The organism is Xanthomonas sp. NCPPB 4037 (assembly GCF_041475695.2).
Classification (GTDB): domain Bacteria; phylum Pseudomonadota; class Gammaproteobacteria; order Xanthomonadales; family Xanthomonadaceae; genus Xanthomonas; species Xanthomonas campestris.
This window is the reverse complement of record NZ_CM191261.1, coordinates 1,818,684-1,841,889: the sequence shown is the minus strand read 5'-3', so window position 1 is coordinate 1,841,889 and position 23,206 is coordinate 1,818,684. Positions and strand designations below refer to the sequence as shown.

The following is a 23,206-nucleotide window of genomic DNA, read 5'->3' as shown; positions in this document are numbered from 1 at the left end:
AAGCGTGTACGCAGCGAGGCTGCGGTTTGGCGCTGCTGTGGTGGTGGCTCGGCGCCTGACGCCGTGCAGGCTGAGCAGCCTAGACATCGTAGGAGCGCGCTTGCGCGCGATGCGGCATTCTCGGTAACGCTTCATCGCGCGCGCGCTCCTACGAGGCGGTGGATCGCCATCTGATACACCACGATTTCAGCAAACTATTACGCGACTGATGTGGATAGGCCTCGACCGGTGGCGCGTGACGAAACGCGGCCGACCTCAGCGCAGGCCGGTTTCGCCGCGCGCGATCACCAGGCGTTGAATCTCCGAGGTGCCTTCGTAGATTTCGGTGATCTTGGCATCGCGGAGAGCGTTCCGGCGTTACCGCACCCGCGGCAGCGCTGGGCAGCCGAACTCAGCGCAGCCCGGTTTCGCCGCGCGCGATCACCAGGCGTTGAATCTCCGAGGTGCCTTCGTAGATTTCGGTGATCTTGGCATCGCGGAAGTAGCGCTCCAGCGGCATTTCCTTGGAATAGCCCATGCCGCCGTGGATCTGCACGGCCTGATGGGTGATCCACATCGCCGCTTCGGAGGCGGTGAGCTTGGCCACCGCTGCTTCGGTGCCGAACTTCTGCCCCTGCCCCTTGAGCCAGGCCGCGCGCAAAGTGAGCAGCAAGGCTGCGTCGAGCTTGCACTTCATGTCGGCGATCTTGGCCTGGGTCATCTGGAAGGTGCCGATCGCCGCGCCAAACGCCTTGCGCTCCTTCACATAGGACAGCGTGGCCTCATAGGCCGCACGCGCAATGCCCACTGCCTGCGAGGCGATCCCGATCCGGCCTGCGTCAAGCACGCTCATCGCGGTCTTGAAGCCCTCGCCTTCCGCGCCCAACACCTCGTCCGGCTGCGCCACGTAATCGGCGAACTCAATCTCGCAGGTGGCCGAGGCGCGGATGCCGAGCTTGGGCTCGGTCTTGCCGCGATGGAAGCCGGCGCGCGCGGTATCGACCATGAAGGCGGTGATGCCGCGCGAGCCCTTGTCCGGCTCGGTCACCGCGAACAACACGATGTACTTGGCCACCGGGCCGGAGGTGATCCAGCTCTTCTTGCCGTTGATGACGAAGCTGCCATCGCCCTGCTTGATCGCACGGCAACGCATGGCCGAGGCATCCGAGCCAGATTGCGGCTCGGTCAGTGCGAACGCGCCGATGTGCGTGCCTTCGGCGATTGCGCGCACGTACAGCTGCTTCTGCGCCTCGGTGCCGTTCTTCAGGATGCCGGTGCAGAACAGCGAGTTGTTGACCGACATGATGGTGGAATGCGCGCCATCGGCGGCGGCGATCTCGATCATCGCCAGCGCATAGCTGATCGGGTCCATGCCGGCGCCGCCGTACTCGGCCGGCACCTCGATGCCCATCAGGCCGTTCTCGCCCAGCAGCTGGATGTTCTCCAGCGGAAACTCGCCGCTGCGGTCGAACTGCTCGGCGCTGGGGGCGATCTTTTCCTGCGCGATCCGGCGGGCCACGTCCTGGATCATCAGTTGTTCTTCGGTAAAGCTGAAATCCACGTTCGACCCCTCCCGGGTATTGGCTGAGCGGCCATTGTAGCCACAACCATTCGCATGCGTATGTAGTTGACCCCACACCCCGCCCGGCCGAAAATATCTCCATATCGCGATATAGAGATATTCATGGATCTGGAAGACTGGTCGGCCCGCCTGAAAGTGTTTGCCGACGCCACCCGGGTACGCCTGCTGGCCTTGCTGGAACAGGAAGAACTCACCGTGGCCGAGCTGTCGGCCATCACCCGCCTCGCCCAGCCGCGCGTGTCCACCCATCTGGCCAAGCTCAAGGAGGCCGGCCTGGTGCGCGACCGCCGCGCCGGCGTGTCGGCGTATTACCGCTTCGACGAAGTGTCACTGGACCCGGCCCAGCGTGCGCTGTGGCTGGCGCTGAGCACCGGCAGCGACGACCCGCTGCTGCGCCAGGACGCCGAGCGCGTGGCTGCCGTGCTCGCCAACCGCGCCGCCGACCAGAACTGGGCCGATTCGGTGGCCGGCGACATGGAGCGCCACTACTCGCCAGGGCGCACCTGGGAAGCGCTGGCACGCACCGCGCTGCCGCTATTGGAAACCGGCGACGTGCTCGATATCGCCTCCGGCGATGGCGTACTCGCCGAGCTGGTGGCGCCACACGCCACCCGCTACATCTGCATCGACACCAGCGCACGCGTGGTCGCTGCGGCCAGCGAGCGCCTGCGCAAGCTGCGCAATGTGGAAGTGCGCGAAGGCGACATGCATGCACTGCCCTTCCCCGATGCCAGCTTCGACCTGGTGGTGCTGATGCATGCCCTCACCTATGCGGCCAAGCCTGCGCAGGCGGTGGCCGAGTCGGCGCGCGTACTGCGCCCCGGCGGCCGGCTGTTGCTGTGCAGCCTGGCCAAGCACGAGCACCGCGCAGCGGTGCAGGCCTACGGCCACGTCAACCTGGGCTTTGCAGCCAAGGAATTGCGCAAGTTCGTCGAGAAAGCCGGCCTGGACGTGTCCAGCCTGGAGTCGGTGACGCGCGAAAAGCGTCCACCGCATTTCGAAGTGATCTCGTTGATTGCGATGAAGCCGGGAATTGGGAATCGAGAGTCGGGATTGGTTGAAGGCAAGAGCAACACGTCGCGGAGAGCCAGCGCATGACACACCTGCCAATCCCCAGTGCCGAATCCTCCATCCCGTTTTCGCTGCCATGGCTGCACCCGGAACGCGCGGCTAAGCTCACCGCGGCGCTACGCGAGCGCATCCTCATCATCGATGGCGCAATGGGCACCATGATCCAGCGCCACGATCTGCAGGAATCCGATTACCGCGGCACGCGGTTTTCCGAAGGGTACGACAGCGCGCAAGGGCACGTGCACGGCGCCGGCTGCGATCACGCGCCGCAAGGGCATGACCTGAAGGGCAACAACGATCTGCTGCTGCTGTCCAGCCCGGAGATCATCGCCGGCATTCATCGCGCCTACCTGGATGCCGGTGCGGATCTGCTGGAAACCAATACCTTCAACGCCACCTCGGTCAGTCAGGCCGACTATCACCTCGAACATCTGGTGTACGAGTTGAACAAGGCCGGTGCCCAGGTCGCACGCGCCTGTTGCGATGCCGTCGAAGCGCTGACGCCGCACAAGCCGCGGTTTGTGATCGGCGTGCTCGGCCCCACCAGCCGCACCGCCTCGATCAGCCCGGACGTCAACGACCCCGGTTACCGCAATACCAGCTTCGATGCGCTGCGCGAAACCTATCGCGAAGCCATCGACGGCCTGATCGATGGCGGCGCCGATACCTTGATGGTGGAAACCATCTTCGACACCCTCAACGCCAAGGCTGCGCTGTATGCGATCGAAGAAGTGTTCGAAGCGCGTGGCGGCCGCCTGCCGGTGATGATCTCCGGCACCATCACCGATGCCTCCGGGCGCACGCTGTCCGGGCAGACCGCCGAAGCGTTCTACGCCTCGGTTGCACACGGCAAGCCGTTGTCGGTGGGCCTGAACTGTGCGCTGGGCGCCAAGGAATTGCGCCCGCACGTGGAGACGCTCTCGCAAATCGCCGATGCCTACGTCAGCGCGCATCCCAATGCTGGGCTGCCCAATGCGTTCGGTGAATACGACGAGACGCCGGAAGAAATGGCCGAAACGCTGCGCGAGTTCGCCAAATCCGGCCTGCTCAACCTGGTAGGCGGTTGCTGCGGCACCACGCCGGACCATATCCGCGCGATTGCCGAGGCCGTGGCCGACCTGCCGCCGCGCCAGCTGCCCAACGCGCTGGAGCAAGCCGCATGACGCAGGCCTGCGCGCGCCGTCTTCGTTGCCGGCCTGACACGCACGCGTGCTCTGGCCGACCCGTCACCTTGCAGATGCCCGCATGAACGCACAGCCCCGCTACACCCGTCTGTCCGGCCTGGAACCGCTGGTCATCACCCCGGACCTGCTGTTCGTCAACGTGGGCGAGCGCACCAACGTCACCGGCAGCGCGCAGTTCCGCAAGCTGATCAAGGAAGAGCGCTACGAGGAAGCGGTGGAGGTGGCGCGCCAACAGGTTGCCAACGGCGCGCAGATTCTCGACGTCAACATGGACGAGGGCCTGATCGATTCCGAGAAGGCAATGACGCGCTTTCTCAACCTGATCATGTCCGAGCCGGATATCGCGCGCATCCCGGTGATGGTGGATTCGTCCAAATGGACCGTGATTGAAGCGGGCCTGAAGTGCCTGCAGGGCAAGAGCATCGTCAACTCGATCTCGCTCAAGGAAGGCGAAGCGGTGTTCATCGAACAGGCGCGCAAGGTGCTGCGCTACGGTGCCGCCGCGGTGGTGATGGCCTTCGATGAAGTGGGCCAGGCCGACACCTGCGCGCGCAAGGTGGAGATCTGCACACGCGCCTACAAAGTGCTGACTGAAAAAGTGGGCTTCCCGCCGGAAGACATCATCTTCGACCCGAACATCTTTGCGGTGGCTACCGGCATCGAGGAGCACGACAACTACGCGGTGGACTTCATCGAGGCCACGCGCGAGATCAAACGCACCCTGCCGCATTGCCATATCTCCGGCGGCGTCTCCAATGTGTCGTTCTCGTTCCGCGGCAATGAAAGCGTGCGTCAGGCGATCCACTCGGTGTTCCTGTTCCATGCAATCAAGGCCGGCATGGACATGGGCATCGTCAACGCCGGCGGTATGCCGATTTACGATGAGCTCGACCCGGAACTGCGTGAGCGCGTGGAGGATGTGATCCTCAACCGCCGCAAGGACGGCACCGAGCGGCTGCTGGAAATCGCCGAGCGCTACAAGGGCACCAAGGGCGCCGCCAGGACCGAAGATCTGGCCTGGCGCGAAAAACCCGTGCGTGCACGCCTGGCGCATGCGCTGGTGCACGGCATCGATGCGTTTGTGGAAACCGACACCGAAGAAGCCCGGCAACTCTCCACGCGCCCGTTGGACGTGATCGAAGGGCCGCTGATGGACGGCATGAACGTGGTCGGCGATCTGTTCGGCGCCGGCAAGATGTTCCTCCCGCAGGTAGTCAAATCCGCACGCGTGATGAAAAAGGCCGTGGCCTATCTGCTGCCCTTCATCGAGGCGGAAAAACTGCGTACCGGCGATGTCGGCAAGTCCAACGGCAAGATCATCATGGCCACGGTCAAGGGTGACGTGCACGACATCGGCAAGAACATCGTCGGCGTGGTACTGGCGTGCAACAACTTCGATGTGGTCGACCTGGGCGTGATGGTCAGCGCGCAGGTCATCCTGGATCGTGCGCGCGAAGAAAACGCAGACCTGATCGGGCTATCGGGCCTGATCACGCCCTCGCTGGAAGAGATGTCGCACGTAGCGCGCGAGATGCAGCGGCAGGGCTTCGAGATTCCGCTCTTGATCGGCGGCGCCACCACCTCGCGTGCGCACACGGCGCTGAAGATCGACCCGCATTACACCGCGCCGACCGTGTGGGTGAAGGATGCCTCGCGCGCGGTGGGTGTGGCGCAATCGTTGATCTCGCGCGATCTGCGCCAGGCCTTCGTCGCCGCCAACGATGCCGATTACGCAGAGATCCGCGCGCGCCATCGCAACCGTGGCGATGCCAAGCGGCTGGTATCGCTTGAAAAGGCACGCGCGCAAAAGTTCGATGGCGGCTGGGACAGCTACACGCCCCCCGCGCCGCGCCAGCCCGGCCTGCACGTGTTCGACGACTACCCGCTGGACGAGCTGATCGAGCTGATCGACTGGACCCCGTTCTTCCAGGCCTGGGAACTGGCCGGCAAGTTCCCGGCCATCCTCAGCGACGAGATCGTCGGCCCCCAGGCCAGCGAGCTGTATCGCGACGCCCGGCGCATGCTCAAGCGCATCGTCGAAGAGAAATGGCTGACCGCCAAAGCCGTCTTCGGCCTGTGGCCGGCGAACAGTGTGGGCGATGATGTTGAAGTGGTCCTGACGGACCACAGGGATTCGGCAGTCGGGATTGGGGAGTCGCAACAGCCCAGCCAATCCCGAATTCCCAATCCCGAATCTCGGCATTTATTGCACTTTTTGCGCCAACAAGTCGACAAACCCGTCGACCGCCCGGACTTCTGTCTGGCCGACTTCGTCGCGCCCAGGAGCAGCGGCAAGCAGGACTGGATTGGCGCGTTCGCAGTCACCGCCGGGATCGGCATCGACCCGCATGTGGCGCGTTTTGAAGCGGCCCACGACGACTACAACTCCATTCTGCTCAAGGCGTTGGCCGATCGCCTGGCCGAGGCCTTGGCCGAACGCCTGCATCAGCGCGTGCGCACCGAATTCTGGGGCTATATCGCCGATGAGACGCTGGACAACGAGGCGTTGATTGCAGAGCGCTATCAAGGTATCCGCCCGGCGCCCGGTTATCCGGCCTGCCCGGAGCACAGCGAAAAACGCACCTTGTTCAATCTGTTGCATGCCGAGCGCAACGCGGCGATGTCGCTGACCGAAAGCTTCGCCATGCTGCCCACCGCGGCCGTGTCGGGCTACTACTTCAGCCACCCCAAGAGCCAGTATTTCGTGGTGGGGCGCCTGGGCAAGGAACAGGTTGCCGACTACGCCAAGCGCAAGGGCATCACGCTGGCGCTGGCCGAACGCTGGTTGGCATCGAATCTGGATTACGACCCGGAGTAAGGGCAGCTGATCTGCCGCCTGGCTGCAGGGCCCCTGCCCGCCCCCATCACGGGACACGCTGCAAGTACGTCCTTGTAAGCGCTTACGCGGCATCCATGCCGCGTAAGGTCCCGCGACAGTGGACAGACAAGGACCAGTCGCGATGGGCGGTGTGCGTGGTTTTCAACAAAGCAACCAGAAAACTCTCTGGCGTGGTGTCCTCGCCGCTTGCGGGACCGTGTGGCGGCATGGATGCCGCCACCGAGCCCCCAGGGATGGGTTCACGGCGTGTCCCGCGAGCGGTGAGGACATCGCGCCCTCGACCGACTAGGCTTCTGACCTCAACGTCTGACTGCGTCTAAACGCCGCTACGAGTCGATATCTCGGCGTCTTGGAGTCATTGAAGGTGGGCACACTTCGCCGACCGTGTCGCATCACGCAGCCGGCCGCAGCACGTTCAACACTTCGTAGCACGCACCCATGGTGTGGTAATCGGTCTTGCCGGCCGGGCTCTTCTCGTCGCTGTACTTGCGGTTGTCCGCATCCAGGATGCGGTACCACGCGCCGTAACGGTGATCGATCATGTGCGTCCAGGAGTACTCCCAGAGCTTGTCGTACCACTGCCAGTAGCGCGCCTCACCGCTGCGCTGCGCCAGCAACGCAGCGGCAGCCAGCGACTCGGCCTGCACCCAGAAATACTTGTCGTCGTCGCAGACCTTGCCGTCGGGGTCGAAGCCGTAATACAGCCCGCCACGCTGGGCGTCCCACGACCGCTCCACCGCCACATCGAACAGGTGCTGCGCAGTCGGCAGCAACCAGTCGGCCGGCGCATAGCGATCGAGCAACATCAGCAACTTGGCCCATTCGGTCTGGTGCCCGGGCTGGAATCCCCACGGGCGGAACAGGTGCTTGGGATTTTCGCGGTTGTAGTCCCAATCGATATTCCACTGCAGATCGTAGTGCTCCCACACCAGGCCATCGGCCTTGGCGGCCTGGCGCCGGGTCATGTTGTCGGCGAGCAGCAGCGCGCGGTCGAGATAGCGTTGCTCACCGCTGGCTTCGTAGGCGGCGATCATCGCCTCGCACATGTGCATGTTGGCGTTCTGGCCGCGATACGTGGTGAAGTTGAACTGCGCATCGGCTTCGTCACGGTACAAACCAAAACCCGGCTCCCAGAAATGTTTCTCCAGTAGCTGCCAGGTCTCGTGCATCCACGCGCGTGCTTCGTCCACGCCGGCCTTCAAGCCGCACGAATACGCCAGCAACACGAACGCGACGCCGTAGCAGTGGTTCATGTCGTCTTCCACCACGCCATCGCGCAGCGTCCACGCATAACCGCCGGTGGCGGCATTACGGTGCACGTTACGCAAATAGGCCAGGCCATGCCGCACCGCGTCCAGATAGTCGGCATTGCCGAATTCGCGGTAGGCCATCGCATAGTTGAAGACAAAGCGCGTGCTGCTCACCAGATGCCGGTGCCCGGCCTCGTAGATGGAGCCGTCGTCGCGGAAATACTGGAAAAAGCCGCCGGCCGGGTCGATCGCGCGCGGGTGGTAGAAGGCCATGGTGTCGGCGATGTGCTGGCGCAGGACATCGGCCGAACGGAAATCCGGTGCGGGGGTCGCGGGCAATGGGCTCATGATTGTTCCTGGATCAAAGAATGGACCTCGTCAACGCTGGGCATCGCGGCAAATGCGCCCTTGCGTGTCACCGCCAGCGCACCAACCGCGGCGGCGAAGCGAATCACCTCGGCAATGGCCGCCGGGTCGGCACACAGCTGCTCAAGCGTGCTCGCGCGCGCCGCCAGCTGGAACAACAGGCCGCCCACGAAGGCATCGCCGGCCGCCGTGCTGTCGCGCACCTGCGCCTGGAACGCGGGCACCTGCCCGGAATCCACACGCGTCTGCCAATGCACCGGCCCGCCGCCATCGGTGACCAGCAACCAACGGGCATGGCCTTGCCACAGCTTCTGCGTCACCGCGCTGGCATCGCTGTCGAGCGTGCCGGCAAGATAGTCGAGCTCTTCGCGCGACAGTTTCACCACATCGGCAAGCGCGAGCGCTTCCCACAACAGCGGTGCCGGGTCGACCTCCTGCGGCCACAGCATCGGGCGCAGATTGAGATCCAGGCTGACGATGGCGCCATCGGCACGCGCGCGGCGCATGCCGTCGAGCGTGCACTGCGCGATGGCCGGCTCGGTCATGCTGTTGGAGCACACGTGCAACACGGCTGCCTGCGCAAAGCCATCGGCGGCGAAATGTTCGGCACGGAACAACAGGTCCGCCGCAGGCGGGCGATAGAAACTGAAACTGCGTTCGCCGGCCGCATCCAGCGCGACGAATGCCAGCGCCGTCTTGGCCTCATCGGTCCGCACGATGCCATCGGTCACGACGCCGGCCTGCTGCAGGCTCTCCAGCAGGAAATCGCCAAACATGTCGCGCCCGAGCATGCCTACAAAGTGCGCCGCGCCGCCCAGCCGCGCCACCGCAACAGCGACGTTGGCCGGAGCGCCACCCGCATACTGGGCGAAGGTGCGAGCCTCGTCCGGGCCGGCCGGCGGCAGCGCCAGCATGTCGATCAGCGCTTCGCCGAAACACACCACCTGGTTCTTGGCAGCACTCATGCGCGCGCCTCCGCCAGTGCGCCGCGCAGACGCGAGCCCCAGATGCCGTAAAACACGATGTATAGGTAGCACAGCAGCGGCAACACGAACGACTCATGCAAGCCGATGCGGTCTGCCAGCAGGCCCTGCAGGTACGGCACGATCGCGCCACCCACAATGGCCATGATCAGCAGGCTCGACGCACGCCCGGTCAGCGGGCCAAGACGCTCGATGCCCAAGGTGAAAATGGTCGGGAACATGATCGAGTTGAACAGGCCGATCGCCACCAGCGCATACACCGCCAGCATGCCGCCACTGGCCATGGTCAGGCCCAGCAGCAGCGCATTGATACCTGCGAATACCGACAACAACACGCGCGGCGACAACTTGGCCAGCAGCGCCGAGCCGATGAAGCGCCCGATCATCGCCAGCGTCCAGTACGCGGAGACGTAGTTGGTCGCCTGACGCTCGGTGAAGCCGCCGATCTGCGGCAGCGAGAAGTAGTTGACCATCAGGCTGCCGATCGCGACTTCCGCCCCTACGTAGAAGAAGATCGCCAGCACGCCGAACCGCACATGCGGGTGGCGCAATGCATCCAGCAGCGAATGCGCGCTTTCGTCCTTCTGCGCACTCGCATCGGTGAGCGCCGGCAGGCGGAACAGGAACACGAAGATCGCCAGCAGGAACAACACCACCGCCAGGCCGATATACGGCCCCTGCACTGCCTGCGCTTCCTGCACGCGATAGGCCAACTGCTCGGCTTCCGGCAGCACCTTGAGCTGGTCGCCCGTCATCACGGTGTTGGACAGGATCAGCCAGCCACCGAACAGCGGCGCGATCGCGGTACCAAGCGAATTGAGCGCCTGTGCCAGGGTGAGCCGGCTCGATGCGCTGCGCTCGGGACCGAGCAGCGCCACGTACGGATTGGCCGCCACCTGCAGGATGGTGATGCCGGTGGCCAGCACGAACAATGCACCGAGGAAGGCGCCATACACGCGCAGTTCCGCCGCCGGCCAGAAGCCCAGCGCGCCGACCGCCGCCACCGCCAGGCCGGCCACGATGCCCTGCTTGTAGCCCAACCGCGCCACCAGCCAGCCGGCCGGCAGCGACATCAGGAAATACGCGCCGAAGAAGGTGAACTGCACCAGCATCGCCTGCGCGAAGTTGAGCTCGAACACCGCTTTCAGATGCGGGATCAGGATGTCGTTGAGGCAGGTAAGAAAGCCCCACATGAAAAAGATCGTGGTGGCCACCGACAATGCGACGCCGTTGTTGACGGGCGCCTTGTTGCCGCTTGGCACAGTGGATTGCGTGGAAAGGGAAACCATAGGAGTTGCCTGGTCAGCGGCCTGGGGCCTTGGTGGGAGGATGGGTGGACACTGCGGGGGACGGTGCACATGCGCTGCTCGCGCGAATCTTCAATGCCACCGCGGCGGTAAGCCGCTGCGGCGCATGGTCGGGGTGTTCAATGCGCTGCAGCATCAGCCGTGCAGCCTGCTGGCCACGCGCGCGTGGGTCGGCCGCCAAGGTGGTGAGTGCGGGGGTGAACAAGCCGGCTTCGGCGATATCGTCAAAGCCGGTCACTGCAAAGTCGCGGCCGGGCACAATGCCGCGCATGGCCAACGCGGCCATCAATCCGAGTGCAACGCTGTCGTTGTAGCAAACCGCGGCACTGGCAGTGCGGTCGGGGTGCGCAAGCATCTGGGTCGCACAGACTGCGGCATCCTGGCGGTTGGGTGCCGACTCCACCCACTGCACTGCCAGACCGGCGGCCGCCATTGCGCGCGCGTAACCGGCGCGCCGTTGCCGGCAGGAACTGGATGCGGCATGTCCACCGAAAAAGACGATGTGCCGATGGCCTTGCGCGATGAGATGCGAGCAGGCCTCGAAGGCGCCCTGCTCGTTGTCCAGCGCCAGCAGATCCCACTCGGCATCGGCGACCTCGCGATTGAATAGCAGCACGTTGCGCTGCCGTCCCAACGCCTGGGTCAGTGCCTGCGCCTGGCTGCCTTCGGCCGGCGAGAGGATGATGCCGGCGGGCGTGTGCTCCATCAGTGAGCTCAGCACCGCCTGCTGGCGTTGCGTGGATTCGCCGGTGCTACCGAGCAAGGTCACGTACCCGGCTGCGCCCAGCGCCTCGTCCACGCCAGCGGCGAATTCGGCGAAGAACGGATTGGACAGATCATTGATCACCAGCGCGATGCTGGATGACGTGCGGCGGCGCAGATTGGCGGCGGCACGGTTATAGACATAATGTTGGCGATCCAGCTCGGCCTCGACCCGCGCGCGCGTGCTCGCATGCACCAGCGGGCTGCCGCGTAGCACCAGCGACACGGTCGCGCGCGAGACGCCGATGGCGTTGGCGATATCGCGCAAGGTCACCGCGCCACGGCGGGTACGGCCCGCTGCGTCGTCCTCAGGCGACGGAGGCGCCGGCGTGGCGCCTGTCACGCAGCAGACCTGGAGTGGTAAGGAAGAGGCATGCACTCGACGCTGATTGGATCGATCCAATTAGGCCTTTTCCCTGCATTCAATGCATGCGGCAGTGCAGCATTTCTGTGGGAACGGGCTGGAGCGTGCGTCGGTCAGTCCACTGGTACTGACGAATGTCCCTGCACCGCGACGACCAGATCAAGCGCCCTGGCTCCAAATCCAGCGCCTGTGTGCTGGCCCCGGCGTATCCGCAGCTCACCGTTACTGGAAGGCGATCGACAGCCCTAGCCCGCCCTGCCAGTCCGGGCTCTCGGAGGTCAGCCCACGCAACACCGAGACATCCAACTGCATCGCGTGCGGCAGCTGCCAGGCACCGCCCGCGCCCGCGACCCGTGCATGGTCACCCCCCGAGTCGATGCCGGCTTCCACATAGCTGCTGAAGTGCTCGCCGGAAAAGAAGGTGTAGTTCGGTGCGAAGGTCCATTGGTGGCCATCGCTATCGCGCGCGTAGTTGACGTACAACGCCAATGCGCGCTCCTGCGGTAGGTCCCACGAGGCGGTGACACCCAGTTCGCGCGAATAGCCATCGCTGAAGGCCGCACTGCCGGTCGGCACGCTGTAGCTGCCGAGCACGGCCCAATGAAAGCTCTCCACGCGCGACGGCAGCGCCACCTTGAGTGCAACGTGACTGTCCCCACCACCCCGCACGCGCTCACCACCGGCGTGCTGCCAGTTGTAACTGTCACTGTCCAGCTGCAGCTCGACGTTCTCAAACAGGCCCAGGCGCAGCACGGTATCGGCCGTGTACAGCGTGGTGCGCTGTCCGCCGCTGCGGTCGGTGCTGGCATCGGGAAGCCCCTGCTCCCAGGCAAACGCGCCGGGGCGCAGCGTCTCGGCCGCGAACGGGATCCCCGGGCGATCGAACGCCGGCGCATCGTCGGCCTGCGCGAAAGCGCGCTGGCTGAGCAGAGTCAGTGCGAGCAGCACTGCGGCGGATGTACCGAGACGGCGTGCAAATGATCGGTGACGTGACTGCGCGCAATACGTTGCTTCAGCCGCAGAGGAAGAGGAAGAGGCAGAGCGAAAACGTGACAGTGTGGACATGGCAAGACCTTCCAATGAAGAAGCGGCGGCGCATCAGTCGCGTCATCATCCGCGAAGCCGCCATCCGCGAGCGCTGCGATGGTGGGGTGCTGGCCGTGATTGGCCTGTGTATCGCGGCGCAACAGAACCGAAGCGCTGGAAGCCAGGCATTCGTTAGGCCTACGAGCCAACAAAGACAGCGATGGGCCAACAAAAAGGCACCGCTCAGGTGCCTGATTTGTTGCCTTCAATGTGCCGGAAAAACAAGCCCCGACTCACCAGACCAGGTCGTCCGGCACCTGGTATCTCGGGTCGGCGTACGGGTCGTCACCGGCCGGTGCATTGGGGTCCACCTTCAACGCCACCGATGGTGCAAACACGGCTTCGGCTTCGGCCAGCACCTGCGCTGTCACCAGCAGATAGCGGCCGTTGAGTTGCAGCACGCCCAACTCGCCGGCATTGAGTACCTTGAGCTGATCGGCGGTGACGTAGATGCGCTTGATCTTGCCGCCATACGGAAAGTGACGGGCGATGTCCGCTTCCGCGTGATTGAGGCTCTTGTCCTTGAGCAGTTCTTCCAGCTTGGCCTTGGCTTCGCGCCGCAGGCGTGCTTCTTCCTGCTTCACGCGCTCGGCTTCGATGCGCTCGTCCTTCTCGCGTTGCGCGCGGATCGCGTAGGCCTTGGCCAGGTCGATATCCTCGCGCGTGCGCGCAGGCCGGGGCCCACGACGGTCTGCGTTCGGATGCGGCCTGGCAGAGGGCGCGGGCTTGCCGTCGGGTGCCGCGGCGGCATGCGGCCGCTGCGGTCCCCTGCCCTGTCCCGGCTTGCCGGGCGCAGGCTTGCCACCCTTGCCATGCGGACGCGCGGCAGGCCGTGCGTCGGGTTTGCGTTCGGGCTTGGGGGCGGGCTTGAAGCCCAACCCAAGCAACTGGTCACGTAGGGTATCGCTCATGGCGGTGGCAATCTGCAATCAATAGTGCGGCGGTGGCGGTTCGTCCGCCGCATCCGCAAACAACGTGGAGCGCACCTTGCCCAGATCCTCGAGCAGGTGGCGGATCAATTCAGCATTGCGGGCGCCCGTCAAACGGGCGTCCGCAAGCGCTTCACTCAGTTCGGTCAGCGCCTGCTCCTGAAAGGAAAGGCGCGTTTCCAGTTCCACCAACCGCGCTTCCAGTTCCTGGTCGCGCGGCGAGAGTTGCTCATGCATGCAGCGAACGGCCTCGTCCGATGGCGTAGTACGCCAGACCTGCGGCTTCGATCTCCTGCGGGTCGTACAGGTTGCGGCCGTCGAACACGACGTCGTCCTTCAGAGCCTGCTTGATCTTGCCGAAATCCGGGCTGCGGAACTGCTTCCACTCGGTGACCACGACCAGCGCGTCGGCGCCCTCCAGTGCGGCGAAGGCGTCGTCGCAGAACGTCAGGTCGTCGCGCTCGCCGAAGATGCGCTTGGCTTCGTGCGTGGCTTCGGGGTCATACGCGCGCACCTTGGCACCGGCTTCCCACAACTGCGCCATCAGGCGACGGCTGGAGGCTGCACGCATGTCATCGGTATTGGGCTTGAACGCCAGGCCCCACACCGCAAAGGTCTTGCCGGCGATGCTGCCGTTGCCATCGGCATAGTGACGCTGCACCAGTTCGAACAGATGCCCCTTCTGCGCGTTGTTGACGCTTTCCACCGCGTTGAGCAGGGTCGGCTGCATGCCGTACTGCTGCGCGGTCTTGGCGAGCGCCTGCACATCCTTCGGGAAGCACGAGCCGCCGTAGCCGGCACCGGGGTAGATGAAGTGCCAGCCAATGCGCGGATCCGAACCAATGCCGTTACGCACATGCTCGACGTCCGCACCGACGCGTTCGGCAATGTTGGCGATCTCGTTCATGAAACTGATCTTGGTCGCCAGCATCGCGTTGGCCGCGTACTTGGTCAGCTCGGCCGAACGCACGTCCATTTCCACGATGCGATCGCGGTTGCGGTTGAACGGGGCATACAGGCGGCGCATGCGTGCAATCGCTGCCGGCTTCTTGGCACCGATCACGATCCGGTCCGGGCGCATGCAGTCAGCCACCGCGTCGCCTTCCTTGAGGAACTCGGGGTTGGAAACCACGTCGAACTCATGGTCCACGCCGCGTGCATCCAGTTCTTCCTGGATGGCCGCGCGCACCTTGTCGGCGGTACCGACCGGCACCGTGGACTTGTTGACGATCACCGACGGCCCGTCGATATGACGGCCCACGGTGCGCGCAACCGCCAGCACGTACTGCAGGTCGGCGCTGCCGTCCTCGTCCGGCGGCGTGCCCACGGCGATGAAGGTGATTTCGCCGTGCGCAATCGCCTCGGCCGCGTCGGTGGTGAAGCGCAACCGGCCAGAGGCGTGGTTGGCTTTCACCATCGGCTCCAGGCCGGGTTCATAGATGGGAATCACCCCACGATTGAGACCATCAACTTTCGCCTGGTCGATATCCACGCAGATAACGTGATGACCTACTTCCGCCAGACAGGTACCGGTGACAAGACCAACATAGCCGGTACCAAAGATCGCAACTCGCATGGGTGGGGGTACTCCTGTGGGGGATCAGGGAAGGATACCCATCAGTTCGACATCGAACGTCAACGTTGCGTCCGGTCCGATCGGCCCCCCTTGCGTGCCGTTCGGGCCATAGGCCAAGTTGGATGGAATCCAGAAACGATATTTCGAACCGACCGGCATCAAGGCGACACCCTCGGTCCATCCAGCAATCACTTGATTCAGACCGAACTCGGCCGGCTGGCCGCGCTGGTAGGAGCTGTCGAAGACCTTCCCGTCGAGCAGCTTGCCTTCGTAGTTGACGCGCACCGTGTTGGTGGGCATCGGGCGCTCGCCGCTGCCCTGGCGCAGCACCATGTACTGCAGACCCGAGGCCGTGGTGATCACGCCCTTTTCGGTCTTGTTCTTGGCCAGGAACGCATTGCCTTCTTCGCGATTCTTGGCACCGGCTGCGCCCTGCTTGGCAGTGGCGAACGCCTGCATCGTTGCGGCCGCTTCCTGCTGGGTCAACCGCGTGGTGCCCTTGGCGAATACGGTGCGTACGGCTTCCATCAGGATCGACAGATCGATCTCGTCCTTGATGCCTGCCAGCGACGGGCCAACCGCGCGATCACCGAGCATCAGGCCGACATTTTCCTTGGACGGTGCCGCCGGGGCGCTACCCGGTGCCATGCCCGGCATCTGCTGGCCGTTGCGTGCCGCCAGCGCGGTGCGCAGTGCGGTGTCGGTGGCCTGGGTCTGCTCGTCGGACAACAGCGGCTTGCCGCCCTTGAAGGCGTTCTCGATGGCGCGCTGCATGGCGCTCACATCGATGTCCTGCGCGATCGGCTCGAACGAACGTGCCACGTCCATACCGATGGCGTAACTCACGTTGCTCTTTTCAGACGATGCATTCAAAGCCGGCTTCTCCTTGGTGGCCGCTGCGGCCGGTTGTTGCGACATCGCAGGCATCGTTGCCGACATTGCCACCATCAGTAGCGACGCCGCCGCGCCGCGCTTTCCCATCTTCATTCGATGCACTTCCCGAAAGTGAAAAGATCACGCCGACGCCGGCGCTGAATACGCATTGTCGCATGTGCACGCGACGTTGCGCGCGCCGCGCTCAGCGTGCCGGCGCCTTGAGCTCGCGCTCGATCGCCGCCAGCACCTGCGGATCGTCCGGCTTGACCTTGCTCGGGAACTGCGCCACCACCTGTCCATTGCGACCGATCAAATACTTGTGGAAGTTCCAACCCGGCGCCACGCCGGTCTCGCGCGTCAGTCGCTGATACAGCGGGGTCGCCTGCGCGCCCAGCACATGCACCTTCTCAAACATCGGGAACTTGACGCCATAGGTCAGCGTGCAGAATTCCTGGATCTGTTTCTCAGATCCGGGTTCCTGTCCCTGGAAATCATTGGACGGGAAGCCGAGCACCGTGAACCCGCGGCTGCCGAAGCGCTGATTGAGCGTCTCCAGGCCTTCGTACTGCGGGGTGAAGCCGCACTTGCTGGCGGTGTTGACCACCATCACCACCTTGCCGCCGTAACTACGGTTCAGGTTGATTGGGGCCTTGCCGGCCAGCGGGCGGTAGTCCAGATCCAGCACCGAGGTGCCGGCCGCCACCGCAGCAGTGGAAAAAAGTCCAGCAAATACAAGGACCAACAGACGATTGAGCGACATGAGCGGTGCCCTAGGTGGTGAGGACACGCGCGCCAGCGGCGGAGTGCCATCAGTTGGGTATGACAGGCAGTTGACTGCCTGCGTGTCGGTGTTATAGTTGAATACAACACCAGTCATCCAACGCAGGGGAAAGCATGAACAGCACACGCTTTACGCGACCAGTTCCGCTGCTGCTGTTCGGCAGCACCCTGTTCGCCATTGGTTGCCTGGGAGCCGCTTCCAGTCAGGTCACGGATACCGGCGCCGATTATGGCGCGTCGGAGGCGGTTACGGAAAACGCGACAACTCCCCCCGAGACACGCACCCGGCCCAGCCGGCACCTGCGCGCCTCGCTGTCGATGCCCTATTTCTCCTTCGCGCAAGTCCTGCGCCCACGGAGCTGATCATGACTGACATCCAGTGGAGCGACGGCGCTCCCATCTATCGCCAACTCAAGGAACGTGTGATTGCCATGATGCTCGATGGAATCCTCAAGCCTGGCGACGCCCTGCCCTCGGTACGGCAAGTGGCGGCCGACTATCAATTGAACCCCATCACCGTTTCGCGCGCCTATCAGGAACTGGCCGACGAAAACCTGGTGGAGAAGCGCCGAGGCCTGGGCATGTTCATGACCCCGGAAGCCGCACAGAAATTGCGCGGAAGCGAACGCGAGCGCTTCCTCAATGAAGAATGGCCTGCGGTGCTGGAACGCATCCAGCGCCTGGGACTGACCATCGACGATCTGCTGCCACAGGGGAAAACACCATGACCGCCGTCTCCACCGACCACGTGGTCGACGCTCGTGGCCTGCGCAAGGCCTACAAGCACCGACTTGCGCTGGACAACACCAGCTTCACCATCGCCGCCGGCCGCATCATCGGGCTGATCGGCCCCAACGGCGCCGGCAAGACCACCGCGCTGAAGGCCGTGCTGGGCCTGACCGATTTCGACGGCGAGCTGCAGGTGCTGGGCATGGACCCGCGCACGCAACGCAATGCGCTGATGAACGAGGTCTGCTTCATTGCCGATGTAGCGGTGCTGCCGCGCTGGCTGCGTGTCGGCGAGGCCATCGACTTCGTCGCCGGCGTCCACCCGCGCTTTGACCGTGCCAAGTGCGAGCGTTTTCTGGCCAACACCCAGCTCAATCGCAAATCGCGGGTGCGCGAACTCTCCAAGGGCATGATCGTGCAGCTGCACCTGGCCCTGGTGATGGCCATCGACGCGCGCATCCTGGTGTTGGACGAACCCACGCTGGGCCTGGACATCCTGTACCGCAAGCAGTTCTACCAGCGCCTGCTGGAAGACTACTTCGACGAGCAGAAAACCATCATCGTCACCACCCACCAGGTGGAAGAGATCGAGCACATCCTCACCGATGTGATGTTCATCCGCGACGGCCGCATCGTGCTCACGGCCGATATGGAACACGTCGCCGAGCGTTACACCGAAGTGCTGGTCAACGCCGAGCACCTGGAAAGCGCGCGCGCACTGGGCCCCATCGACGAGCGCAGCCTGCCGTTCGGCAAGACCGTGATGCTGTTCGACGGTGCGCCCAAGGAGCAACTGGCCCGCTTCGGTGAAACCCGCAATCCCGGCCTGGCCGATCTGTTTGTTGCTGTCATGAAGGGGACCTACGCATGAATGCAATGACCCACCAAGCATCTCCCGCACGCACGTTCACCTGGCTGCTCAAACGCGAGTACTGGGAGCACCGTGGCGGTTTCGTCTGGTCGCAGGTGATCACCGGCGGCATCGCGGTGTTCTTCGCGCTGCTGGGCGCGGTGATCGGCGCAGTCAGCGCGCGCGGCAACATGTCCGGCGACAGCATGAGGATGGACGACCTGGCCGAATACACCCGCACCCTGGGCCAGGTGGGCGACGGCCTGCTGCTGGGCGGCATCGGCATCGCCTCGGTCGTACTGGCCTTCGTGGTGTTCTTCTATGCGCTGGGCAGCCTCTACGACGACCGCCGCGATCGCAGCGTGCTGTTCTGGAAATCCTTGCCGGTGTCGGACACGCAGACAGTGCTGTCCAAGGCCGCATGGGCGTTGTTGCTGGCGCCGCTGATCGCGATTGCGATCGGCCTGGTGGTCGGCCTTGCCCTGTGGTTGATCGCCATCGGTGGCGCGTTGATCGCCGGCGTCCCCAGCCCGTGGGCCATGGCCACGCATTCGCATCCGTTCGCCCTGGTTGGACGGCTGTTGATGACCGTGCCGATGAGCCTGTTGTGGTCGCTGCCGACCGTGGGCTGGCTGATGTTCTGCTCGGCCTGGGCCACTTCCAAGCCGTTCCTGTGGGCGGTGCTGTTCCCGCTGCTGGCCTGCGTGATGCTGAGCATTCTCTCGGCCATGCCCGGTGTGTCGCTGCCGATCGGCTGGGTCTGGTACATCGTCGGCTACCGCGGCCTGCTGAGCGCCCTGCCCGGCACCTGGTCGCCGCGCGCGGTCAGCGGCACCCTGGACAGCAGTGCGATGCAGAATCCCAGCGACCTGGTGCAATGGGTGCTGCAACACACTGACAGCGCACGCGTCTACGGCAACCCGGACATCTGGATCGGTGCGGCCATCGGCGTTGCCCTGATCGCTGCCTCCATCTACCTGCGCCGCCGGCGCTCCGAAGCCTGAGGTCGCGCCATGCGCCTGCCACTGAGTCTGCTCCTGCTGCTTGGTCTGCCCGGCGCTGCCGTGGCCGAAGAGCAGTGCAAGTTTTCCGATCCGCGCAGCCTGGAGTTGCAGCTGTCCGGGATCAAGACGGTGTTGTTCGAAATCGCTTCCAATGACCTGCGCCTGGAGGCGATCCCGGGCACCAGCGGTCGCGTGAGCGGGCGTGCCTGCGCTGCCCGGCCAGAGTTGCTGCGCAACCTCACCGTCACCCAGAAACGGGTGGGCAGCAAACTGGTGGTCACGCTGGAAGACGACCGCCCGCTGCGCATTTCCATTGGCGAGAGCTACGCCTATCTGGACCTGCGCGGCAGCGTGCCGAATACGCTGCTGGTGCAGTTCGATATCGGTTCCGGCGATGCCGAGATCAGCGGCGCCGCAGCCGTCAGCGCCGACGTTGGCTCCGGCGACATGACCGTGCGCCGCACCAAGGGCCGCGTGACCGCCAAGGTGGGTTCGGGCGATATCGAACTGGAGGACGCGGGCGCCTTGCAGGTGCTGGCCGTGGGCTCTGGCGATATCAAGGCGCGCCAGATCCGTGGCGCAGCCGAGGTCGGCAAGATCGGCTCGGGGGACGTGAAGCTGCATGGCGTCGCCGGCAACGTGCAGGTCGGCAGCATTGGCTCGGGCGATCTCGAAGTCCGCGATGTACAAGGCAGCGTCAACATCGAATCGATCGCCTCCGGGGCCGCGGATGTGCGCAAGGTGCGAGGGGATCTGACGTTGGCGCACAAGGGCAGTGGCGATATCAGCGCCAGCGATATCTCCGGCACCACGCGTGTGCCGGCCGACAACTGATCAACGTCCAACATGGGGAGACTGCAGATGAAAGTGCTTGCTTCGGCATTACTGATGGGGGCGTTGCTGGTGGGGTGCGGCGGGCACTCGGAAAGCACGACCAGCGGCTCGGCGCAGGTCAACGGCAGCGGCGTGACGTTCGACAACAACAGCGTCACGCTCAACCGTAGCGGCTTGCCGGCAGCCAGGATCGGTGCAGACGGCAGCTTGCGCATCGCTGGCAAGCCGGTGGCGCTGAACGCTGCGCAGCAGCAGGCCATGCGCGGCTATTACGCGCAGTTGCAGGCCGTGGCCAAGCAAGGCATCGAGATCGGCACCAAGGGCGCGGCGTTCGGTGCGCACGCGGCCGGCGAAGCGCTCAAGGGCGTGCTGAGCGGCAACCCCGACCAGATCGGCGAGAAGATCGAAGCCGAGGCCGACACCTTCAAGCAACACGCACTGCAGATCTGCGACCGCCTGGTTGGCCTGCGCACGGCGCAGGATGCGGCCGCCAGCCTGATTCCGGCATTTGCGCCCTACGCCAGCCTCACCCAGCACGACGTCGAGGACTGCCGTAAGTAACGCCCCTGTGCAGGGATGCGCCGCCCCGGTCGATTGATCGGGGCAGCGTTGACGGACGCGGGATTACACTACTTGTCTTCCCACGACCCACCGACCCCATGAACAAGTTCGTGATGCTCTGCATGGCGCTACTGCTGTGCACCCTGGCCGCCTGCGGTGACCAATCGTCCCGCCGCGCTGAACGTGGCAAGCCACGTGTCGCGGTGACCACCCAGTCGGTGATGATTCGCCGCCCACCCGCAGCCAATGCGGAAATCACTCCGGACGGCACGCTGAAGATCGACGATATCGCCCTGCCGCAGGCCGAGCCGACCCGGCTCAAGTTGCAGCTGCTGTTCGGTCACCTGCAGATGTTGCGCCAGCAGGCCATCGCCGATGCGGGCCCGGACCCCGAGTACAAGTCGATCAAGCTCACCGCAACGCCGGAAATCCAGCGCCTGAGTGGCGAATTGCTCAACGACATCCCGCCGCTGCAGCCGTATCGCGAAAGCTTTAGCAATGTGCAGGCCGAGCGGCATTGAGTCTGCATAACCGCGGCAATCCGTAGGAGCGCGCTTGCGCGCGATGAAGCGTTATCGATACCGCCCCATCGCGCGCAAGCGCGCTCCTACGACAGCTGAGTGCAATCAGCGCCTACGGCACCTGCGCAAAGCTATCCTGTCGCTGTAGCCGTACTGCGAAGCTTCGGCAGCATGCCGCCGAAACATCGAACGTACGTAATGCTGGGCGTCACCGCGAGCCCGTGGAGCGCGCTTGCGCGCGATGAAGCGTTATCGACAAAGCCCATCGCGCACCAGATGCGCTCCTACAACAGCTGACCAAGGTCAGCCGCCACCACCGCCGCCCGCCTGGATGCCACCGCGTGTCAACGCCGCCGGGTCCAGCAAACGGCGCAACTCTGTCTCGCTCAGACCGCTATCTTCCTTGGCCACATCCAGCACCGGGCGCTGCTCCTTGTAGGCGCGCTTGGCGATCGCGGCGGCCTTCTCGTAGCCGATGATCGGGTTGAGCGCGGTCACCAGGATCGGGTTACGGTCCAGGGCCTCGCGCACGCGCTCCTGGCGCACCTTCAATCCGGCAATGGCGGTATCGGCGAGCAGGCGCGAGACGTTGCTGAGCAGGTTGATCGAATCCAGCAGGTTCGCGGCGATCAGCGGCAACGCCACGTTCAACTGAAAATTGCCGGTCTGCCCGGCCACCGTGATCGCGGTGTGGTGCCCGATGACCTGCGCGCACACCATCACGGTCGCCTCGGGAATCACCGGATTCACCTTGCCCGGCATGATCGAACTGCCTGGCTGTAGCGCCGGCAATTCGATCTCGCCCAGCCCTGCCAGCGGCCCGGCATTCATCCAGCGCAGGTCGTTGGCGATCTTGATCAAGGCCACCGCCAGCGCATTGAGCTGGCCTGACAATTCCACCGCGTCGTCCTGCGCGGCGAGGCCTTCAAACTTGTTCTCGGCACTCTCGAACTTGACGCCGCTCAACGTGGACAAGGCCTTGGCCACCTTGCCGCCGAAGCGCGGATCGGCGTTGATGCCGGTGCCAATCGCAGTGCCGCCCAGCGGCAACCGGCGCAGCCGCTTCAGGCTGTCGTCGATGCGCTCCTGCGCGGAGCTGAGCTGTGCAGACCACGCGCCGAACTCCTGACCAAAGGTCAGCGGCATCGCATCCATCAGATGCGTGCGGCCGGTCTTGACGATCTTGTCCAGACCCTTGGCGCGCTTGTCGATGGTCTTGCGCAGGTGCTTGAGCGCCGGCTGCAGCTGCTCCTGCACCGCCAGCAATGCCGAGACGCGAATCGCGGTGGGCACCACGTCGTTGGAACTCTGCCCGAGATTGACGTGGTCATTGGGATGCACCGCATCCTTGCCGGCGCGCGTGGCCAACGTGGCAATCACCTCGTTGGCATTCATGTTCGACGACGTACCAGAGCCGGTCTGATACACATCGATCGGGAAATGCGCATCGTGCGTGCCCTGCGCCACCTGCAAGGCGGCTTCCTGCACCACCTTGGCCACCGATTTGGACAGCAGCCCGAGATCGGCATTGACCCCTGCGGCCGCGGCCTTGATCAACCCCAGCGCGCGAATGAAACCGCGCGGCATCGGCTGGCCGGAAATCGGGAAGTTCTGCACGGCGCGCTGGGTCTGCGCACCCCACAACGCATCGGCAGGCACCTGCAATTCGCCCATGCTGTCGTGTTCGATCCTGAAACTCTCGCTCATCTGCACTCTCCGCACATCGTTGATTGGTGGTGAAGGAAGGCTGGCAGCGGGGCGCACCCGGGCTGG

At 64.5% G+C, this 23,206-nt stretch carries 24 protein-coding genes; 10 read left to right on the top strand and 14 right to left on the bottom strand.

Features of this window, described 5'->3' with window-relative positions:
• Positions 1-255: 255 nt before the first annotated feature.
• Positions 256-321, bottom strand: a complete 66-nt coding sequence (locus tag ACCQ01_RS08245; protein ID WP_233125238.1) for a hypothetical protein — start codon at positions 319-321, stop codon at positions 256-258.
• 70 nt (positions 322-391) lie between these two features.
• A complete protein-coding gene (locus ACCQ01_RS08240; protein ID WP_042598792.1) occupies positions 392-1,540 on the bottom strand; it encodes an acyl-CoA dehydrogenase family protein in 1,149 nt (382 codons plus the stop codon).
• A gap of 123 nt (positions 1,541-1,663) precedes the next feature.
• Here ACCQ01_RS08240 and ACCQ01_RS08235 point away from each other — a divergent pair, with 123 nt between their 5' ends.
• The 3 genes from ACCQ01_RS08235 to metH all read left to right on the top strand — a co-directional run bounded on the left by ACCQ01_RS08235 (position 1,664) and on the right by metH (position 6,634).
• Positions 1,664-2,659 (top strand): ArsR/SmtB family transcription factor, encoded by a 996-nt coding sequence (locus ACCQ01_RS08235; RefSeq protein WP_014507354.1) that lies wholly within the window; start codon positions 1,664-1,666, stop codon positions 2,657-2,659.
• Complete coding sequence (locus ACCQ01_RS08230) at positions 2,656-3,795, top strand: homocysteine S-methyltransferase family protein (RefSeq protein ID WP_075285812.1); 1,140 nt, start codon at positions 2,656-2,658, stop codon at positions 3,793-3,795. The genes ACCQ01_RS08235 and ACCQ01_RS08230 overlap by 4 nt, the downstream gene beginning before the upstream one ends.
• An 82-nt stretch (positions 3,796-3,877) precedes the next feature.
• Complete coding sequence (gene metH / locus ACCQ01_RS08225) at positions 3,878-6,634, top strand: methionine synthase (RefSeq protein ID WP_228432886.1); 2,757 nt, start codon at positions 3,878-3,880, stop codon at positions 6,632-6,634.
• Between the two features lie 413 nt (positions 6,635-7,047).
• On the opposite strand, the gene ACCQ01_RS08220 is transcribed toward metH, so the two are convergent.
• The 11 genes from ACCQ01_RS08220 to ACCQ01_RS08170 all read right to left on the bottom strand — a co-directional run bounded on the left by ACCQ01_RS08220 (position 7,048) and on the right by ACCQ01_RS08170 (position 16,914).
• Positions 7,048-8,253, bottom strand: a complete 1,206-nt coding sequence (locus ACCQ01_RS08220) for an AGE family epimerase/isomerase (RefSeq protein WP_228432887.1) — start codon at positions 8,251-8,253, stop codon at positions 7,048-7,050.
• Positions 8,250-9,236 carry a carbohydrate kinase family protein gene (locus ACCQ01_RS08215; RefSeq protein WP_228432888.1) on the bottom strand — a complete coding sequence of 329 codons (987 nt, stop codon included), beginning with the start codon at positions 9,234-9,236 and terminating at the stop codon, positions 8,250-8,252. The genes ACCQ01_RS08220 and ACCQ01_RS08215 overlap by 4 nt, the downstream gene beginning before the upstream one ends.
• Positions 9,233-10,543: an L-fucose:H+ symporter permease gene (gene fucP / locus ACCQ01_RS08210; protein WP_014507349.1), complete on the bottom strand. Its 1,311-nt coding sequence runs from the start codon at positions 10,541-10,543 to the stop codon at positions 9,233-9,235. Before fucP ends, ACCQ01_RS08215 begins: the two co-directional genes overlap by 4 nt.
• 13 nt (positions 10,544-10,556) lie before the next feature.
• On the bottom strand, positions 10,557-11,666 hold the full coding sequence (locus ACCQ01_RS08205) for a LacI family DNA-binding transcriptional regulator (protein ID WP_228432889.1): 1,110 nt from the start codon (positions 11,664-11,666) through the stop codon (positions 10,557-10,559).
• 243 nt (positions 11,667-11,909) lie between these two features.
• Entirely contained in the window at positions 11,910-12,752 is an 843-nt protein-coding gene (locus ACCQ01_RS08200) for a transporter (RefSeq protein ID WP_228432890.1), read from the bottom strand.
• Positions 12,753-13,006: 254 nt separating this feature from the next.
• Positions 13,007-13,684 (bottom strand): DUF2058 domain-containing protein, encoded by a 678-nt coding sequence (locus tag ACCQ01_RS08195; RefSeq protein ID WP_323370324.1) that lies wholly within the window; start codon positions 13,682-13,684, stop codon positions 13,007-13,009.
• 18 nt (positions 13,685-13,702) lie between these two features.
• Positions 13,703-13,939: a SlyX family protein gene (locus tag ACCQ01_RS08190; RefSeq protein ID WP_011036690.1), complete on the bottom strand. Its 237-nt coding sequence runs from the start codon at positions 13,937-13,939 to the stop codon at positions 13,703-13,705.
• On the bottom strand, positions 13,932-15,278 hold the full coding sequence (locus tag ACCQ01_RS08185) for a UDP-glucose dehydrogenase family protein (protein ID WP_014507346.1): 1,347 nt from the start codon (positions 15,276-15,278) through the stop codon (positions 13,932-13,934). The genes ACCQ01_RS08190 and ACCQ01_RS08185 overlap by 8 nt, the downstream gene beginning before the upstream one ends.
• 24 nt (positions 15,279-15,302) lie before the next feature.
• Entirely contained in the window at positions 15,303-16,205 is a 903-nt protein-coding gene (locus tag ACCQ01_RS08180) for an FKBP-type peptidyl-prolyl cis-trans isomerase (RefSeq protein ID WP_225041547.1), read from the bottom strand.
• Positions 16,135-16,296 carry a hypothetical protein gene (locus ACCQ01_RS08175; RefSeq protein ID WP_223648265.1) on the bottom strand — a complete coding sequence of 54 codons (162 nt, stop codon included), beginning with the start codon at positions 16,294-16,296 and terminating at the stop codon, positions 16,135-16,137. Before ACCQ01_RS08175 ends, ACCQ01_RS08180 begins: the two co-directional genes overlap by 71 nt.
• 60 nt (positions 16,297-16,356) lie before the next feature.
• Complete coding sequence (locus tag ACCQ01_RS08170; RefSeq protein ID WP_228432892.1) at positions 16,357-16,914, bottom strand: glutathione peroxidase; 558 nt, start codon at positions 16,912-16,914, stop codon at positions 16,357-16,359.
• A gap of 134 nt (positions 16,915-17,048) precedes the next feature.
• Between ACCQ01_RS08170 and ACCQ01_RS08165 the strand changes: the two genes are divergently transcribed.
• From ACCQ01_RS08165 to ACCQ01_RS08135, 7 genes are all read left to right on the top strand, one after another.
• Positions 17,049-17,297, top strand: a complete 249-nt coding sequence (locus tag ACCQ01_RS08165) for a hypothetical protein (protein WP_012438718.1) — start codon at positions 17,049-17,051, stop codon at positions 17,295-17,297.
• Between the two features lie 2 nt (positions 17,298-17,299).
• Positions 17,300-17,662 carry a GntR family transcriptional regulator gene (locus ACCQ01_RS08160; protein ID WP_011036686.1) on the top strand — a complete coding sequence of 121 codons (363 nt, stop codon included), beginning with the start codon at positions 17,300-17,302 and terminating at the stop codon, positions 17,660-17,662.
• Positions 17,659-18,534: an ABC transporter ATP-binding protein gene (locus ACCQ01_RS08155; protein WP_228432893.1), complete on the top strand. Its 876-nt coding sequence runs from the start codon at positions 17,659-17,661 to the stop codon at positions 18,532-18,534. The genes ACCQ01_RS08160 and ACCQ01_RS08155 overlap by 4 nt, the downstream gene beginning before the upstream one ends.
• Entirely contained in the window at positions 18,531-19,517 is a 987-nt protein-coding gene (locus tag ACCQ01_RS08150; RefSeq protein ID WP_011036684.1) for an ABC transporter permease, read from the top strand. The genes ACCQ01_RS08155 and ACCQ01_RS08150 overlap by 4 nt, the downstream gene beginning before the upstream one ends.
• A gap of 9 nt (positions 19,518-19,526) precedes the next feature.
• Positions 19,527-20,351, top strand: a complete 825-nt coding sequence (locus tag ACCQ01_RS08145) for a DUF4097 family beta strand repeat-containing protein (protein WP_228432894.1) — start codon at positions 19,527-19,529, stop codon at positions 20,349-20,351.
• 27 nt (positions 20,352-20,378) lie between these two features.
• The gene (locus tag ACCQ01_RS08140; RefSeq protein ID WP_014507341.1) at positions 20,379-20,912 is read left to right on the top strand and encodes a DUF2884 family protein; all 534 of its coding nucleotides are present in this window, start codon (positions 20,379-20,381) and stop codon (positions 20,910-20,912) included.
• A 98-nt stretch (positions 20,913-21,010) separates the two neighbouring features.
• A complete protein-coding gene (locus tag ACCQ01_RS08135; RefSeq protein WP_228432895.1) occupies positions 21,011-21,433 on the top strand; it encodes a hypothetical protein in 423 nt (140 codons plus the stop codon).
• A 303-nt stretch (positions 21,434-21,736) separates the two neighbouring features.
• Here the strand turns inward: ACCQ01_RS08135 and ACCQ01_RS08130 are convergent, their stop codons facing one another.
• Entirely contained in the window at positions 21,737-23,140 is a 1,404-nt protein-coding gene (locus ACCQ01_RS08130; protein WP_228432896.1) for a class II fumarate hydratase, read from the bottom strand.
• Between the last annotated feature and the right edge of the window lie 66 nt (positions 23,141-23,206).